Origin of the sequence: Streptomyces sp. NPDC094448 (assembly GCF_044763775.1) — a bacterium.
In the GTDB taxonomy this organism is placed as follows: Bacteria; Actinomycetota; Actinomycetes; order Streptomycetales; family Streptomycetaceae; genus Streptomyces.
The window spans coordinates 109,485-123,989 of sequence record NZ_JBIWGU010000015.1 but is presented as its reverse complement, the minus strand read 5'-3'; the positions used below and the strand labels follow the sequence as shown (position 1 = coordinate 123,989).

The window sequence follows — 14,505 nt, the reverse complement described above, 5'->3', positions numbered from 1 at the left end:
GGGCGGGGAGAACGACCTATGGAAACCACACGGCAGGTGACCGACCAGGACCGGACGGCCCGGCAGCGCCGCCGCGAGCTGCTGGAAGCGGCGGACCGGGTGGTGCTGCGGGACGGCCCCGGCGCGTCCATGAACGCCATTGCCGCCGAGGCCGGTATCACCAAGCCGATCCTCTACCGGCACTTCGGTGACAAGGGCGGCCTCTACCGGGCCCTGGCCAGAAGACATACCGACGCTCTGCTGGACTCGCTGCGCGCGGCCCTCGACGCCCCCGCCGACCGCCGGCAGCGGGTCGCCGCCACCCTCGACACCTATCTCGCCGCCATCGAGGCACGCCCGCAGGTGTACCGCTTCCTGATGCACCCCGCCGAGAGCGCCGCGACGGCCGCGACCGCCCCGGCGGACCAGTCCCCGCAGCCGGAGGCCGGATTCGACATCGGACGGCACTCCGCTCCCCTGCTGCGGCGGCTGGGCGAGGAGCTGGCCCAGGTCATCGGGGACCGGGTCGACCTCGGCCCGGACGGCGCCCGGCGGGCCCGGGTCTGGGGACACGGCATCGTGGGCATGATGCACGCCGCGGGCGACTGGTGGCTCCGGGAGCGCCCGTGCTCCCGCGCCGAACTCGTCGACGATCTCACCGATCTGCTGTGGGGGCGTCTCTCCTCCGTCGCCGACCGCGACGGCAGCCCCGGTTTCTGAACCGCGCCCTACCCGGCCGGGCGGCGTACGGAGGCCTCGGCCCAGGGTGCCCGTGCGACCGCGCGCAGCAGCCTGCTACGGCGCAGACCGGTGAGCCGGTCGGCGTACACGACCCCGTCGAGATGGTCGGTCTCGTGCTGGAGGCAGCGTGCGAAGAACCCGGTGCCCTCCACCCGTACCGGCACACCGGCGACGGTGAAGCCCTCGACCACGGCCCGGTCGTACCGCGGGGTGCCCGCTTCCAGGCCGGGCAGCGAGAGACAGCCCTCGGGCCCGCGCAGTTCGAGGCCGTCGGCCTCGACCAGCCGGGGGTTGACGAGATGCCCGAGGTGCCGGACGTCCTCGTCGTCGGGGCAGTCGTAGACGAACACCCTCAGCCCCACCCCCACCTGATTGGCCGCCAGACCCACCCCCCGGGCCGCGTACATCGTCGCGAACAGGTCCTCGACGAGCCGGTGCAGCCCGGGTCCGAAGTCGGTGACGGTCTCACAAGGGGTGTGCAGCACCGGATCGCGGAACAGGCTCACGGGCCGTACGCGTCCGGAACTGCCGGGGATCGGCCGGTTTCGCATGGGCGCAAGAGTACGTTCCGGCCGCCCGGGTCCGCGTGGCGCGGTGCCGCGGTAAGGCGGCCGGGCCGGACCTGGATAGGCTGGGGTCGACCGATGCAAGGAGGATCAAGGACCATGGCAGGCACCTCGGAGCCACTGACGCCACGCGCCAAGCTCGCCGTGACGGCCGGCAAGGCAGCGGCGGCGGTGTCACGCGCGGCCGGACGCGGCAGCGGTTCGGTGATCGGCGGAAAGGTCGCGCTCAAACTCGACCCCGATCTGCTGGGGCGGCTGGCGCAGCACCTGGACGTGGTCCTTGTGTCGGCCACGAACGGCAAAACCACGACCACGCGGCTGATCGCGGAGGCCCTGCGGGCCGCCGGACCGGTGGTCTCCAACGCCCTGGGCGCCAATATGCCCGCCGGGATCACCTCCGCGCTGGCGGGCGGCTCGGACGCCAAGTTCGGCGTCATCGAGGTCGACGAGAAGTATCTGGCGGGTGTGGCGCGCGATGTGACGCCGAAGGCGATCGCGCTGCTGAACCTCTCCCGGGACCAGCTCGACCGGGCCGCCGAGACCCGGATGCTGGCGGAGAAGTGGCGTGAGGGCCTCGCGGGCTCCAAGGCCGTCGTGATCGCCAACGCGGACGATCCGCTGGTGGTGTGGGCCGCGTCCTCCTCCCCCCATGTGGTGTGGGTGGCCGCGGGGCAGGAGTGGAAGGACGACGCCTGGTCGTGCCCCGCCTGCGGCGGTGTGATGCAGCGGCCGGGCGACGACTGGTTCTGCGGCGAGTGCGGTTTCCGCCGTCCGGCGCCGAGCTGGGTGCTCAGCGGCAACCACGTACTCGACCCGCACGGCTCGGCCTGGCCGATCCACCTGCAGCTCCCGGGCCGCGCCAACAAGGCGAACGCGGCCACCTCGGCGGCCGTCGCCGCCTGCTTCGGGGTGCCGCCGCAGGTGGCGCTGGAGCGGATGTACCAGGTCCAGGCCGTCGCGGGCCGCTATGACGTGGTCAGCTTCCAGAACCGTGAGCTGCGGCTGCTGCTGGCGAAGAACCCGGCCGGCTGGCTGGAGACCTTCTCACTGATCGACCCGCCGCCGACCCCGGTGATCCTCTCGGTGAACGCGCGCGGCGCCGACGGCACGGACACATCCTGGCTGTGGGACGTCGACTACACCCGGCTCGCCGGGCACCCGATCATGGTGATCGGTGACCGCAGGCTGGACCTGGCCGTCCGGCTGGAGGTCGCGGGCCTGGACTTCCGGGTCTGCGACACCGTCGACGACGCGATCGCCATGGCGCCGCCCGGCCGGATCGAGCTGATCGCGAACTACACCGCGTTCCAGGACGTCCGCCGCCGCGTGGGCAACTGACCGCAGGACCTCCGGAGAACCGAGAAAGGCTATATCCAGCATGGCCGACAACAGCCTGCGTCTGGTCTGGGTCTACCCCGACCTGCTGTCCACCTACGGCGACCAGGGCAATGCGCTGGTCGTGGAGCGGCGGGCCCGGCAGCGCGGCCTCGACGTCCAGCGGGTCGACGTCCGCAGCGACCAGCCGATCCCCACGTCCGGCGATATCTATCTGATCGGCGGCGGTGAGGACCGCCCGCAGCGGCTGGCCTCCGAGCGGCTGCGCCGCGACGGCGGGCTGAACCGGGCCGCCGAGAACGGCGCGATCATCTTCTCGGTCTGCGCCGGCTACCAGATCCTCGGGCACGAGTTCATCAACGACCTCGGCCAGCGGGAGCCGGGCCTGGGGCTGATCGACGTGATCTCGACCCGCGGCGAGGGCGAGCGTTGTGTGGGCGACGTTCTCGCGGACATCGACCCCCGGCTCGGGCTGCCGCAGCTCACCGGGTTCGAGAACCACCAGGGCATCACCCATCTCGGCCCCACCGCCCGCCCGTTCGCGCGGACCGTCCTGGGCCGGGGCAACGGCACCGGCGACGGTACGGAGGGCGCGTACAACGAGACCGTGTTCGGGACGTATATGCACGGACCGGTCATGGCCCGTAATCCGCAGATCGCCGATCTGCTGCTGAAGCTGGCGCTGGACGTGAACGCGCTGCCGCCGGTGGACGACCGCTGGTACGAGGCGCTGCGCAACGAGCGGATCACCGCGGCCACCCAGCCCGCCTGACGACGGCGTCCGGGGCCCGGACCGGCCGTTCGAACCCCCGCTCGGGGGCTGCGGGCGGCCGGGCGGGCCGCCCGGCTCCGGCACCGCTCACGGGCTCCGGCGTCCCAGCAGGCGGACGGCCTATTCGGCCCGCGCGCCCGTACGCCGGTAGGGTGAGGGGTGATCCAGCCGGACGACGTGGTCCGGGAGTCGGCCCACGTTGCAAAGGTAATTCGGGCAATGCGCATTGGTGTGCTCACTTCCGGAGGCGACTGCCCCGGTCTGAACGCCGTCATCCGGTCCGTCGTGCACCGCGCGGTCGTCGACCACGGCGACGAGGTCATCGGCTTCCACGACGGCTGGAAAGGCCTGCTGGAGTGCGATTACCGCAAGCTCGACCTGGACGCGGTGGGCGGTATCCTCGCCCGCGGCGGCACCATCCTGGGCTCGTCCCGGGTGCGGCCCGAGCAGCTGCGGGACGGTGTCGAACTGGCCAAGGGGCACTGCGCCGACCTGGGGCTCGACGCGGTCATCCCGATCGGCGGCGAGGGCACCCTGAAGGCCGCCCATCTGCTGTCCCGGGGCGGGCTGCCGATCGTCGGCGTCCCGAAGACCATCGACAACGACATCGCATCGACCGATGTCACCTTCGGTTTCGACACCGCCGTCGGGGTGGCGACCGAGGCACTGGACCGGCTGAAGACCACCGCCGAATCCCATCAGCGGGTGCTGATCGTCGAGGTCATGGGCCGCCACACGGGGTGGATCGCCCTGCACTCCGGAATGGCGGCGGGCGCCCACGCGATCGTCGTCCCCGAGCGGCCCTTCGACATCGAGGAGCTGACCAAGCGGGTCGGCGCCCGGTTCGAGGCGGGCAAGCGGTTCGCGATCGTCGTGGTCGCGGAGGGCGCGAAGCCCCGCGAGGGCACCATGAACTGGGACGAGGGCGGCAAGGACATCTACGGCCACGAGCGGTTCGCCGGGGTCGCCCGCCAGCTCTCCAACGAGCTGGAGGCGCGGCTCGGCAAGGAGGCCCGGCCGGTGATCCTCGGCCATGTGCAGCGGGGCGGCACGCCGACCGCGTACGACCGGGTCCTGGCCACCCGGTTCGGCTGGCACGCGGTGGAGGCGGCCCACCGCGGTGAATTCGGCATGATGACGGCGCTGCGCGGGACGGACATCACGCTGGTGCCGCTGGGCACGGCCGTGGAGACGCTCAAGACCGTTCCGGACGCGCGGTACGACGAGGCGGAGTGCGTGCTGTAGCCCGTACGCGCACCGTGAACCGCCCCCGGCCGCAGCTGCGGCCGGGGGCGGTTCTACTCTGGTTCGGCACAGCAAGACCAGCAGAATCAGGAGCCGCCGGATGGATCACAGCGAACACGGCACGTCGATGGACCTGCCGCCGTTCACGCTGGGACGCGGGCTGGAACTCTCCCCCGACCCGTTCTTCCTGATCGGCTCGCTGGTCGCGCTCGCCCTCTATGCCTGGGGTGTGACCCGTCTGGTCCGGCGCGGCGACGCCTGGCCCGTGGGCCGTACCGTCTTCTTCGTCGCCGGAGTGCTGACCGTACTGCTGGCGATGTGCACCAAGCTCAACGACTACGGCATGGTCATGTTCAGCGTGCATATGGTGCAGCACATGATCATCAGCATGGTCTCGCCGATCCTGCTGCTGCTCGGCGCGCCGGTGACGCTGGCGCTGCGGGCGCTGCCGGTGGCGGGCCGGGGCCGGAAGGGCCCCCGCGAACTGCTGCTCGCGCTGCTGCACAGCCGGTACATGCGGATCATCACACACCCGGCGTTCACGATCCCGCTGTTCATCGCGAGTCTGTACGGGCTCTACTTCACCCCGCTCTTCGACTTCCTGATGAGTTCCCAGGCGGGCCATATCGCGATGATGATCCACTTCCTCGCGGTCGGTCTGGTGTTCTTCTGGCCGATCATGGGCGTGGACCCGGGTCCGCACCGGCCGGGCTATGTGATGCGGATGCTGGAGCTGTTCGCGGGGATGCCGTTCCACGCCTTCTTCGGTATCGCGCTGATGATGGCGAGCACGCCGATGGTGGGGACGTACGACAGCCCTCCGGCGTCGCTGGGCATCGACGCCCTCTCCGACCAGCACGCGGCCGGGGGTATCGCCTGGGCGTTCAGCGAGATTCCCTCGGTGCTGGTGCTGATCGCGCTCGTGTTCCAGTGGTACCGCTCGGACCAGCGGCAGGCCCGCCGCAAGGACCGGGCGGCGGACCGGGACGGGGACAAGGAGCTGGCGGCGTACAACGCCTATCTGGCGCAGCTCCATGCCCGCAGCGGCGGTCCCGCGGGCGCGGCTCGTGGTGGCCAAAAGGAGTCGTCCGCGGCAGCCGCGGACGAGAATCCGCAGGCCACGGCGGCCGTGGGCGGGAGTCCGGCGGTACGGGAGAACGGGTCAGGCGGCGCCGGGCGGTAGCGCGGGACCCGGGTTCCGGGTGACGATGGCGGTGGCCGCGATCGTCGTCCGAGGAGGGCACGCATGCCCGGATCCACGAGAACGATGGGTGTCATCACCGTCGCAGCCCTGGTGGCGGTGACCGGCTACACGGTGGCGCTCGGCAGCAACGGGTGGCTCTGGTTCGGCTGGGTGGTGCTGGGGCTGCTGACCGTGGGCATGATCGCCGCCCGGAACTGAGCGGCAGCGCTTCCCGGCAGTCGGCGGGCGGCGCCGACGGGCGGCAGGGTCGCCCGGGGACCGCTGTCCCCGCCGACCCGTCCGCGCCGGTCGACGGTGCGGGTGAACCAGATGACCTTGCCCTCGTCCGTACCGCAGGTGCCCCAGCTGTCACTGAGCCGGCCGACGGTGGCGAGCCCGCCCCGGACCGGGCTGGAGCTGGTCAACCGCGGCATCCTGGGGTCGCGGTCGGCGACGGACGCGCTGAGTCTGCGGCCGGACCAGCGCAGTTCCACGACGCACGTCGGGTCACCGGGTACGTGCTGGACGACATTGGCTATCAACTCGTCCACGGCACGGCAGACCGGGGCGATATGGTCTTCGAGGTCCCAGTGCCGCAGATGGGCCGCGAGGATCCGCCGGATCCGGGGGATCCGCTCCCGGGTCGCCCGTACCTCCATGCGGTAACGGCATTCGGCCTGACCGTGACCGTGCATGACCATGCTCCTCACCGCGACAGTCCGGACCCTCCCGACTACGGGACCCGAGGGTGACGGAGAGCACTCGACTGGCGCTTCCGGGTTACAGCCCAGGGTGAACCCGGTCGGCGGGGCCCGCAACAGCGGGCGGCTCCGCCGTACGGAAACGGGGCCGGGGCGGCGGCCGCCGCCAGGTCCGCGACAGTGACCGACCCACTTCCGGGCACATAAAATGACCGGGTTCGAGAATTCCGTGTGACCAGGGGCGCTCAGCCCGGATCCCGCACTGACCGGCCCTCTGCTGAAGGAGCACCCCCGACGTGTTCTACAACGTGCTCAAATACGTGCTTCTGGGGCCGCTGCTGCGGTTGCTGTTCCGGCCCCGGATCGAGGGCCTGGAGCACATTCCGGAGGAGGGCGCGGCGATCGTCGCGGGGAACCATCTGTCGTTCTCGGACCATTTCCTGATGCCCGCCATCCTCAAACGGCGGATCACTTTCCTCGCGAAGGCCGAGTACTTCACCGGGCCCGGTCTCAAGGGCCGGCTGACGGCCGCCTTCTTCCGCAGCGCGGGCCAGATCCCGGTGGACCGCTCCGGCCAGGACGCGGGCCGGGCCGCGATCCGCGAGGGGCTCGGCGTACTGGGCAAGGGCGAACTGCTCGGTATCTATCCGGAAGGCACCCGTTCGCACGACGGCCGGCTCTACAAGGGCAAGGTCGGGGTAGCGGTGATGGCGCTGCGGGCCGGAGTGCCGGTGATCCCCTGCGCCATGGTCGGCACCTTCGAAATCCAGCCGCCCGGCCAGACCCTGCCGAAAATCAAGCGGGTCACGGTCCGCTTCGGCACCCCCCTGGACTTCTCGCGGTATGCCGGGCTGGAGGACGAGAAGGCGATTCTGCGCGCGGTCACGGACGAGATCATGTACGCCGTGCTCGAACTCTCCGGACAGGAGTACGTCGACCGGTACGCGGCCGAGGTCAAGGCCGAACTGGAAGCGGAGAAGAAGGCGGGACGCCGCTCCTGACCGGACCGGCGGCTCGGGCTTCCCGCGCGCGACGGGCGCCGGGGAACCCGAGCCGCCGGTACCCGGCGTTCACGTTCACCGATGAGCAGGGGCAGTACCGGAGAGCCGGGCCGCGGGCCCGGAGGGCGCGCGCAGAAGGGGCGGCCGGATTCCGGCCGCCCCTTCGTACACTTCCCCGGCCCCCGGCCCCCGGACGTACGGTCCGGGCGACCGGGCTACGGCTTGGGCACCGCGTGCGGATCGCAGGTCACATTGCGGCTGTCCAGCGTCCCGTTGAGCAGATAGGCATCCACCCGCTCGTTGACGCAGGCGTTGGCGATCCCGGTGACGCCGTGCGAGCCGGCGTTCTTCTCCAGGATCAGCCGCGAGCCCTTGAGACGCTTCTGCAACTCGTAGGCGCCACTGACCGGGGTGGCCGCGTCACGCTCGGCCTGGACGATCAGCACGCCCGGGAGGTCCTTGCCGGGGTTGACCTCGACGGCCGGGCCCTGACGGGTCGACCAAGTCGCGCAGGGCAGGTTCAACCAGGCATTGGACCAGGTCAGGAACGGGTAGTCGCGGTGGAGCCGGGTGTTGTCCCGATCCCAGGTACGCCAGTCGGTGGGCCATGCGGCGTCCGCGCACTCGACAGCCGTGTAGACCGCGTTGCCGTTCTCGGCGCGGGCGTTGCCGACGGTGTCCGTCAGATCCGGGGCGGCGGCGTCGACCAGCGCCTGGGTGTCACCGGCGACGTACTTGCTCCACACCCGGGCAGTGGGCGCCCAGGAAGAGTCGTAATAAGGGGCACTCTGGAAGAAGGAGAGCAGCTCGGCCGGTCCGACGACCCCGCCGAGCGGGGCCTTCTTCACGGCGGCGCGCAGCTTCTGCCACTGCGCCTCGACCTTCGCCGGGGTGTCGCCGATGCCGTAGGTGGCGTGGTTCGCCGCGACCCAGGCCTTCCAGTCGTTCCACCGCATCTCGAAGGCGACGTCCTGGTCCAGGTTGGCCTGGTACCAGATCTTCTTCCTGGACGGGTTGACGACGCTGTCGACGACCATACGGCGGACATGACCCGGGAACAGCTCCGCGTAGACGGCACCGAGGTAGGTGCCGTAGGAGACGCCGAGGAAGTTCAGCTTCCGCTCGCCGAGGGCCGCCCGGATGACATGGAGGTCACGTGCGGTGTTGGCGGTGGTCATATGCGGCAGCATCCAGCCGCTGCGCTCGGCGCAGCCCGCGGCGTACTCGGCCGCCAGCTTGCGCTGGGCCCGCTTGTCGGCCTCGCTGTCGGGCACCGGGTCGGCCTTCGGGGCCTTCACGAACTCCTGGGGGTCGACACAGGAGATCGGGGTGGAGCGGCCGACACCGCGCGGGTCGAAGCCCACGAAGTCGTACGCCTTCGAGGTGTTCACCCAGAGCGGGTTCTTGCTGGTGACCCGGACCGGGAAACGCAGGCCGGAGCCGCCGGGCCCGCCGGGGTTGTAGACGAGTGCGCCCTGGCGCTCGGCCGGGGTGCCGGTGTGGCCGATACGGTCGACGGTCACCGTGATCTGCCGCCCGTTCGGGCGCTTGTAGTCGAGCGGGACGGTCACCGTGCCGCACTGGATGGGCTTGGGAAGCCCCCAGTCGGCGGGACAGTCCGCCCAGTCGATGCCCTTGCCTGCGGCCCGGTCGGCGGCGAGCTGTACGCCGCGCGCCTCGGACGTGCCGCCGCGGCCGCTGTCGGCGCTGGCGACCGGGGCGGCGATCGCTCCCGCGACCAGGGTGCCCGCTATCAGAGTGCCTGCCGAACCCAGCGCTGCTGCGCGTCTCACGGAGAACTCCCCCTTTCCATCTGTCGACTTCTCCGCAGGATCCTTTCGTCTCGGGGACAGCACGAACAGATCGCACAGACGTTTCTTTACCGAACCAATAACCGGTGAGTGATGTACCGCTGAGCGGTACGACCGGCGGAGGCGGGCGCCGACGGGCCGTCCGGCCGCCGGGGCCGCGGTTCAGGTGGAGCCGGGGCTGCGGTGTTCGGCCGTCAGTCCGAAACGGCCGGGGGCGGCGTGCGGGGCGGCCCGGCCGAGGGAGGACACGGAGGAGATCGTCTGCTCGCCCTCCTCCGCGCCGAGCCGTTCCAGCCGGTCGAGATCGTCGGCGGAGACCAGTGCCACCAGGGGCTTCCCGTGCCGGGTCACGACCACCCGCTCGCCGCCGTACACAACACGGTTGATCAGATCGGCCAGCTCAGCGCGGGCTTGCGTCACCGGAATCTCGTAGGCCATGCCGCTCAGCTTAATCGGCGGAGACGGCCGCGATCCGGCACCGGACCGGCTCGTCCACCGGGCGCCACTCCGCTCGCTGAGCGCGAAATCCGCGGCCCGACCTGGCAGTTCACCGCCGCGACGACCGTTTTGATCCCAACCATCACTCTGTACGTCCTGTACATTTTTTACGGAAGGCGGGCCGGTGGCAGCCGCCCGCCCAGGACCGAGGAGAGGTACGCCATGAACCGTCCCGCCGCCCGTTACGTCCTCCCGCAGTTCACCGAGCGCACCGCGCAGGGCATCCGTACTCTCGACCCCTACAGCAAGCTGCTGGGGGAGCGGATCATCTTCCTGGGAACCCCGGTGGACGACACCGCCGCCAACGACGTGATCGCCCAGTTCCTCTACCTCGAATACGCCGACCCGGACCGGGACATCTCCCTCTACCTGAACTCCCCCGGCGGCTCCCCGAGTGCGATGCTGGCGATCTACGACACCATGCGGATGGTGGTCTGCGATGTGGAGACCACCTGCATCGGCCAGGTGGCCGCGGCCGCCGCGCTGCTGCTGGCCGCCGGGGCGCCGGGCAAGCGGATGGCACTGCCGGGGGCGCGGATCGCGCTCCGCCAGCCCGCCCTCGACGAACCGGTCCGGGGCACGCCGTCGGATCTGGAGATCGAAGCCCGGGAGCTGCTGCGGCTGCGCGCCCTGACGGTGGATCTGCTGGCCCGGCACACCGACCGGGAGCGGGCCCTGATCGCGGACGATCTGGAGCGGGACCTGTTCCTCGACGCCGCGGGCGCGAAGGAGTACGGAATCGTCGACCATGTGATCGGCAGCCGCAAGACCTCCCGGCCCGGCCCGCCCGGCGGCCCCGGCACCGCGGGGGCGGCCGGCGGCACCGGCGGCGGCCCCCGGTGAACCCCTCGGCTCCGCGGCCCGAACTGCCGCCCCTGCCCGCACTGACCCGCGCCGAGGCCGAGGTCCTCGACGCCTATCTCGCCGTCGCGGATCTCGTCGGCCGGATCAACCCGGCCCGCTCCGAGCACACCTACGGAGCCCTTCGCGCGGCCCAGGCCCTGGTGAGCCGGGCCGCCGAACTCCGGGACGCCCTGACCCTGATGCACCGGCGCGGGGAGAGTGAGCTGCACACCGGGACGTTCACCCACGCTCTCCGCGTCCTCGACGGCGAAAGGCGGACATTCCGGGTGACCATCCCGCCACGATCTCCGTCCTGACGACACCGCCGTCCACTCGTCAACCGCTGTTCGAGTGGGATTTCCCCTCCCTCAATCGGTGGAGTCGAACCGTCGGTAACACCTAGCGTCAAGTTGCGGACGAATGACGATCCCTCTACCGGAAAGTCTTACTCCCGTGCTGGTACGGGGTGTTCCGAGTGCCCTTTCCGGGGCCCGGACAGGGTCATGTTCATACGAACGCCGCATTCGTGTTGAAACTCACATATCGCCGTTTTGACTTCGAAATCCGGCAGTCGGTGGGTCAAGATCCCTGGGACGACAAGCCCCCGTCACCTCGGCGGGGCGGTCCGGGCGGACGCCGAGTCCTGCCGCCGTTCCGGACTACTGGTCGACAGAAGTGCATCGGCAGGAGTGGAGGACCCAGGCAGTACGGAACCGACGGACCGAACGCGATCCGGAGGTTCCTCGGGGTGAAGCCGCGTCAGCGGCCGGGCACCTTCGTCCGCCCGAACCCGACAGGTCATCCTTCACAGGCGGCTGACGAAGGGTTGCGCATGAATGCGCAGAAAAACGTCCCGTCCCTCCTCGGCCGGGCGGGCACGGTGTCCGCTCTGACGATCGCGGCGCTCGGCGGCACGCTGATCGTGCCCGGCGGTACGCCCGAGGCCCAGGCCGCGGCCACGGCGCACGCGGGCAAGGCGCTCAAGGTCGCCGCCTCGAAGAAGGGTGCTCCGTACAGGTACGGCGCGGCGGGACCGTCCCGCTTCGACTGCTCGGGGCTGACGGTCTACTCGTACAAGAAGGCGGGCAAGAAGCTCCCGCGGACCGCTCAGCAGCAGTACAACAAGACCCGCAAGATCTCCGTGAAGTCACGGAAGGCGGGTGACCTGGTCTTCTTCCACGGCCGGGGCGGTGTTTACCACGTGGGTATCTACGCCGGGAAGGGCAAGATCTGGCACTCCCCCAAGAGGGGTTCCTGGGTGAAGCTGGACAAGATCTGGAGCAAGAGCATCTCGTACGGCCGGGTTCGGTGACCGGCCGGAGGAGCTGAGGCGGTGCCGGGGGGCCGGGGGCGGATATGCCGGGCCCCCGGCACGCGTTTCCCGGTCACCCGCGGCCGGCGTTTCCCGGTCACCCGCGGCCGGCGTTTCCGGCCGTCCCCCGTGGAGCGCTGAGGGCCGGTCAGCCCCGGCCCCCGGGCCCGGCGCCGACCGGGTGCCACGGCAGGGCGATCCAGACCGTCTTGCCGCCGTCCGGGGTCGGAGTGACCGTCAGCCGGCCGCCGCTGTGGGCCGTGAGGCTGCGGACGATGACCATGCCCCGCCCATTGTCCTGACGGACGGCCGCGGGCAGCCGCTGCGGCCAGCGCGGGTGGCTGTCCGTCACCCCGATCCGCAGTTCCTCGTCCCGCTCCAGCAGCAGGGTCACCGTGAAGGTGGGCGACTGGCCGAAGGTGTGCTGGACGGCATTGGTGGTCAGCTCCGAGACGATCAGCCGGATCGTGTCCAGGGTGTCCGACGAGGCGGGCAGGCCCCACTCCCCAAGAGCCGCGGTCACATGACGGCGCGCCACCGACACCGAGGCTGCTTCGCTCGGCAGGGTGATCGAGTTCTCCAGGAGATCTGCCATCGCGACGCCGTCCTTTCCACCCGCGGCCGTGCTGTCCGAGGTCATGGCGGAGGTGTGCGCGGACGGCCACGGCTCGCGCTGAGCGCCGGACTGCCCCCATCCTCCCGCCGCAGACACGATCCGCCAAGATCTGCGGACAACAGTCGCTCAAAGCGGTGAACCATGCGACGCAAGACCGTTTCCGGCCATGCGCAGGCGCTTTGTCCGCCCTTCGGGTGCCCAGGGACCGGGGAGGCTCCGGGTGCCCAGGGGCCGCGGAGGCCCCCCTTCCGGAGACTCGGCCCGCGCCGCGGGCGCGCCGTCCCCGGCCTTCCGGGCGTATGCCCGGCCCCGGGCCGGATCCGGCGCTCCGCCCGCCCTGCCGTACGCCTGCCGGAAATCACGGCTCCGGCCCGGTGTCCGGGGGCACGGTTCGGGGACACGGGCTCGGGGGCTCGGTCCGGGGGCACGGTTCGGTGCCGGTGCTCGGGCCGGAGCCGTACGCCTGGCCGGTACTTACCACTCCGGCCCGGGGCACGGTGCCCCGGTTCGGGCCCCATGCCCACGGCCCGCAGCCCGGGGCTCGGTGCCCACTGCCCGGGGCTCGGCGCGGTGCCCGCTGACCCGGGCCCGGATACCGGGCCCGGGTCAGCGGCCGGAGCGGGCGCCGGGCGGTGCCGTCCGGACGACCACCGCCACCGCCTCCGCGAGCTGCTCGTCCGTCAGATCCGCGCGGGCCGTCAGCCGCAGCCTGGAGACCCCGTCCGGCACCGAGGGCGGCCGGAAGCAGCCCACCAGCAGCCCGGCCGTCCGGCAGTCCGCGGCCCAGCCCACGGCGGCCTCGGGTGAAGGCGCCCGTACCGACACCACCGCCGCGTCGGGCCGGGCGGCCGTCAGCCCCGCCGCCGTCAGCCCCGTGTACAGGGCGCCGGCCGCCGACCGCACCCGCTCCGCCCTGCCCGGCTCACGGGCCAGGATCCGCAGGGACTCCCGGGCCGCGCCGACCGCCGCCGGGGCCAGTCCGGTGTCGAAGATGAACGTCCGGGCGGTGTTGACCAGATGGGCGACGACCCGCGCCGGGCCGAGGACGGCACCGCCCTGACTGCCCAGCGATTTGGAGAGCGTGACCGTCGCCACCACGCCCGGCGCGCCCGCGATCCCCGCGGCGTACGCCGTACCGCGCCCGCCCTCGCCGAGGACGCCGAGACCGTGGGCGTCGTCCACCAGCAGCGCCGCGCCCCGCCCGGCCGTGATCCGGGCCAGCTCCGCGAGCGGAGCGGCGTCGCCGTCGACCGAGAAGACGGAATCGGTGACCACCAGCGCCCGCCGCCCGGGGTGCGCGTCGAGGATCTTCCGTACCGCGGCGGGATCCCGGTGGGCGGCGATCTCGGTCTGCGCCCGCGACAGCCGGCAGCCGTCGACGATGGAGGCGTGGTTGGCCGCGTCCGAGACGATCAGCGCCTCGCGCCCGCTCAGCGCCGTCACAGCGGCCAGGTTGGCCGCATAGCCGGAGGCGAGGACGAGCGCGGCCTCGAAACCGCAGTGGGCCGCCAGTTCGCGTTCGAACTCGGCGTGCAGTTCGGTGCTGCCGGTGACCAGCCGGGAGCCGGTCGAGCCCGCGCCCCAGCGGTGGGCGGCGGCCGCCGCCGCCGCGGTCACCTCGGGGTGGCGGCTCAGCCCGAGATAGTCGTTGCCCGCGAGATCCACCAGGGCCGGCCCGGCGGAGCGTGGCCGCAGCGTCCGGGTCAGCCCGGCGCGCTCCCGGCGCGCGGATTCCTCGTCGAGCCACTCGAAGGGGTCGTCGGGCATGGTGGCGTGCTCCCCCGCTCTCTGGGTGTTCCGGCGGTCCGGCCGCTGAAGGGTTCCGGCGGTCCGGTGCTCCGTACGGCGGCCGTTGAAGGCCCCGCCCGCCGCCGCCGCTTTTGTAGGCAGCGCACAGAGGCT

At 71.6% G+C, this 14,505-nt stretch carries 14 protein-coding genes, 1 pseudogene and 1 riboswitch; of the genes and pseudogenes, 9 read left to right on the top strand and 6 right to left on the bottom strand.

Features of this window, described 5'->3' with window-relative positions; translation table 11 throughout:
• Positions 1-18 precede the first annotated feature (18 nt).
• On the top strand, positions 19-699 hold the full coding sequence (locus ACIQ9E_RS26520; RefSeq protein ID WP_403711132.1) for a TetR family transcriptional regulator: 681 nt from the start codon (positions 19-21) through the stop codon (positions 697-699).
• Between the two features lie 8 nt (positions 700-707).
• On the opposite strand, the gene def is transcribed toward ACIQ9E_RS26520, so the two are convergent.
• On the bottom strand, positions 708-1,271 hold the full coding sequence (gene def, locus ACIQ9E_RS26515) for a peptide deformylase (protein ID WP_403711130.1): 564 nt from the start codon (positions 1,269-1,271) through the stop codon (positions 708-710).
• Between the two features lie 114 nt (positions 1,272-1,385).
• On the opposite strand from def, the gene ACIQ9E_RS26510 reads away from it, so the two are divergent.
• From ACIQ9E_RS26510 to ACIQ9E_RS26495, 4 genes are all read left to right on the top strand, one after another.
• Positions 1,386-2,624: a MurT ligase domain-containing protein gene (locus ACIQ9E_RS26510; protein WP_006350551.1), complete on the top strand. Its 1,239-nt coding sequence runs from the start codon at positions 1,386-1,388 to the stop codon at positions 2,622-2,624.
• A gap of 40 nt (positions 2,625-2,664) precedes the next feature.
• On the top strand, positions 2,665-3,393 hold the full coding sequence (locus ACIQ9E_RS26505; RefSeq protein ID WP_006350550.1) for a type 1 glutamine amidotransferase: 729 nt from the start codon (positions 2,665-2,667) through the stop codon (positions 3,391-3,393).
• 219 nt (positions 3,394-3,612) lie between these two features.
• Positions 3,613-4,638 carry a 6-phosphofructokinase gene (locus ACIQ9E_RS26500; RefSeq protein WP_403711127.1) on the top strand — a complete coding sequence of 342 codons (1,026 nt, stop codon included), beginning with the start codon at positions 3,613-3,615 and terminating at the stop codon, positions 4,636-4,638.
• A gap of 100 nt (positions 4,639-4,738) precedes the next feature.
• Positions 4,739-5,821: a cytochrome c oxidase assembly protein gene (locus ACIQ9E_RS26495; protein ID WP_403711125.1), complete on the top strand. Its 1,083-nt coding sequence runs from the start codon at positions 4,739-4,741 to the stop codon at positions 5,819-5,821.
• A 473-nt stretch (positions 5,822-6,294) separates the two neighbouring features.
• On the opposite strand, the pseudogene ACIQ9E_RS26490 reads toward ACIQ9E_RS26495, so the two are convergent.
• Positions 6,295-6,480: pseudogene (locus ACIQ9E_RS26490) on the bottom strand (ATP-binding protein); the annotation flags it as partial.
• Between the two features lie 338 nt (positions 6,481-6,818).
• Here ACIQ9E_RS26490 and ACIQ9E_RS26485 point away from each other — a divergent pair.
• Entirely contained in the window at positions 6,819-7,523 is a 705-nt protein-coding gene (locus ACIQ9E_RS26485; protein ID WP_403711123.1) for a lysophospholipid acyltransferase family protein, read from the top strand.
• A 215-nt stretch (positions 7,524-7,738) separates the two neighbouring features.
• Here ACIQ9E_RS26485 and ACIQ9E_RS26480 read toward each other — a convergent pair whose 3' ends face one another.
• The gene (locus ACIQ9E_RS26480; RefSeq protein WP_403711121.1) at positions 7,739-9,316 is read right to left on the bottom strand and encodes an alpha/beta hydrolase; all 1,578 of its coding nucleotides are present in this window, start codon (positions 9,314-9,316) and stop codon (positions 7,739-7,741) included.
• 180 nt (positions 9,317-9,496) lie between these two features.
• On the bottom strand, positions 9,497-9,772 hold the full coding sequence (locus ACIQ9E_RS26475) for a type II toxin-antitoxin system Phd/YefM family antitoxin (protein ID WP_403711119.1): 276 nt from the start codon (positions 9,770-9,772) through the stop codon (positions 9,497-9,499).
• 222 nt (positions 9,773-9,994) lie between these two features.
• Between ACIQ9E_RS26475 and ACIQ9E_RS26470 the strand changes: the two genes are divergently transcribed.
• From ACIQ9E_RS26470 to ACIQ9E_RS26460, 3 genes are all read left to right on the top strand, one after another.
• Complete coding sequence (locus tag ACIQ9E_RS26470) at positions 9,995-10,675, top strand: ATP-dependent Clp protease proteolytic subunit (protein ID WP_403711117.1); 681 nt, start codon at positions 9,995-9,997, stop codon at positions 10,673-10,675.
• Positions 10,672-10,992, top strand: coding sequence for a hypothetical protein (locus ACIQ9E_RS26465; RefSeq protein ID WP_403711115.1), 321 nt, complete (start codon positions 10,672-10,674; stop codon positions 10,990-10,992). The genes ACIQ9E_RS26470 and ACIQ9E_RS26465 overlap by 4 nt, the downstream gene beginning before the upstream one ends.
• Positions 10,993-11,332: 340 nt before the next feature.
• Positions 11,333-11,505: riboswitch (cyclic di-AMP (ydaO/yuaA leader) on the top strand.
• Positions 11,506-11,507: 2 nt separating this feature from the next.
• Positions 11,508-11,987: a C40 family peptidase gene (locus tag ACIQ9E_RS26460; protein ID WP_403711113.1), complete on the top strand. Its 480-nt coding sequence runs from the start codon at positions 11,508-11,510 to the stop codon at positions 11,985-11,987.
• 148 nt (positions 11,988-12,135) lie between these two features.
• Here ACIQ9E_RS26460 and ACIQ9E_RS26455 read toward each other — a convergent pair whose 3' ends face one another.
• Positions 12,136-12,582, bottom strand: coding sequence for an ATP-binding protein (locus ACIQ9E_RS26455; protein ID WP_403711111.1), 447 nt, complete (start codon positions 12,580-12,582; stop codon positions 12,136-12,138).
• Positions 12,583-13,209: 627 nt separating this feature from the next.
• A complete protein-coding gene (locus ACIQ9E_RS26450; RefSeq protein ID WP_403711261.1) occupies positions 13,210-14,370 on the bottom strand; it encodes an 8-amino-7-oxononanoate synthase in 1,161 nt (386 codons plus the stop codon).
• Positions 14,371-14,505 lie beyond the last annotated feature (135 nt).

Bases quoted from the DNA above. Each gene is read 5' to 3' on its own strand.
- ACIQ9E_RS26520 (WP_403711132.1), top strand. From the start codon at position 19: ATGGAAACCACACGGCAGGTGACCGACCAGGACCGGACGGCCCGGCAG.
- def (WP_403711130.1), bottom strand. From the start codon at position 1,271: ATGCGAAACCGGCCGATCCCCGGCAGTTCCGGACGCGTACGGCCCGTG.
- ACIQ9E_RS26510 (WP_006350551.1), top strand. From the start codon at position 1,386: ATGGCAGGCACCTCGGAGCCACTGACGCCACGCGCCAAGCTCGCCGTG.
- ACIQ9E_RS26505 (WP_006350550.1), top strand. From the start codon at position 2,665: ATGGCCGACAACAGCCTGCGTCTGGTCTGGGTCTACCCCGACCTGCTG.
- ACIQ9E_RS26500 (WP_403711127.1), top strand. From the start codon at position 3,613: ATGCGCATTGGTGTGCTCACTTCCGGAGGCGACTGCCCCGGTCTGAAC.
- ACIQ9E_RS26495 (WP_403711125.1), top strand. From the start codon at position 4,739: ATGGATCACAGCGAACACGGCACGTCGATGGACCTGCCGCCGTTCACG.
- ACIQ9E_RS26475 (WP_403711119.1), bottom strand. From the start codon at position 9,772: ATGGCCTACGAGATTCCGGTGACGCAAGCCCGCGCTGAGCTGGCCGAT.
- ACIQ9E_RS26470 (WP_403711117.1), top strand. From the start codon at position 9,995: ATGAACCGTCCCGCCGCCCGTTACGTCCTCCCGCAGTTCACCGAGCGC.
- ACIQ9E_RS26460 (WP_403711113.1), top strand. From the start codon at position 11,508: ATGAATGCGCAGAAAAACGTCCCGTCCCTCCTCGGCCGGGCGGGCACG.
- ACIQ9E_RS26455 (WP_403711111.1), bottom strand. From the start codon at position 12,582: ATGGCAGATCTCCTGGAGAACTCGATCACCCTGCCGAGCGAAGCAGCC.
- ACIQ9E_RS26450 (WP_403711261.1), bottom strand. From the start codon at position 14,370: ATGCCCGACGACCCCTTCGAGTGGCTCGACGAGGAATCCGCGCGCCGG.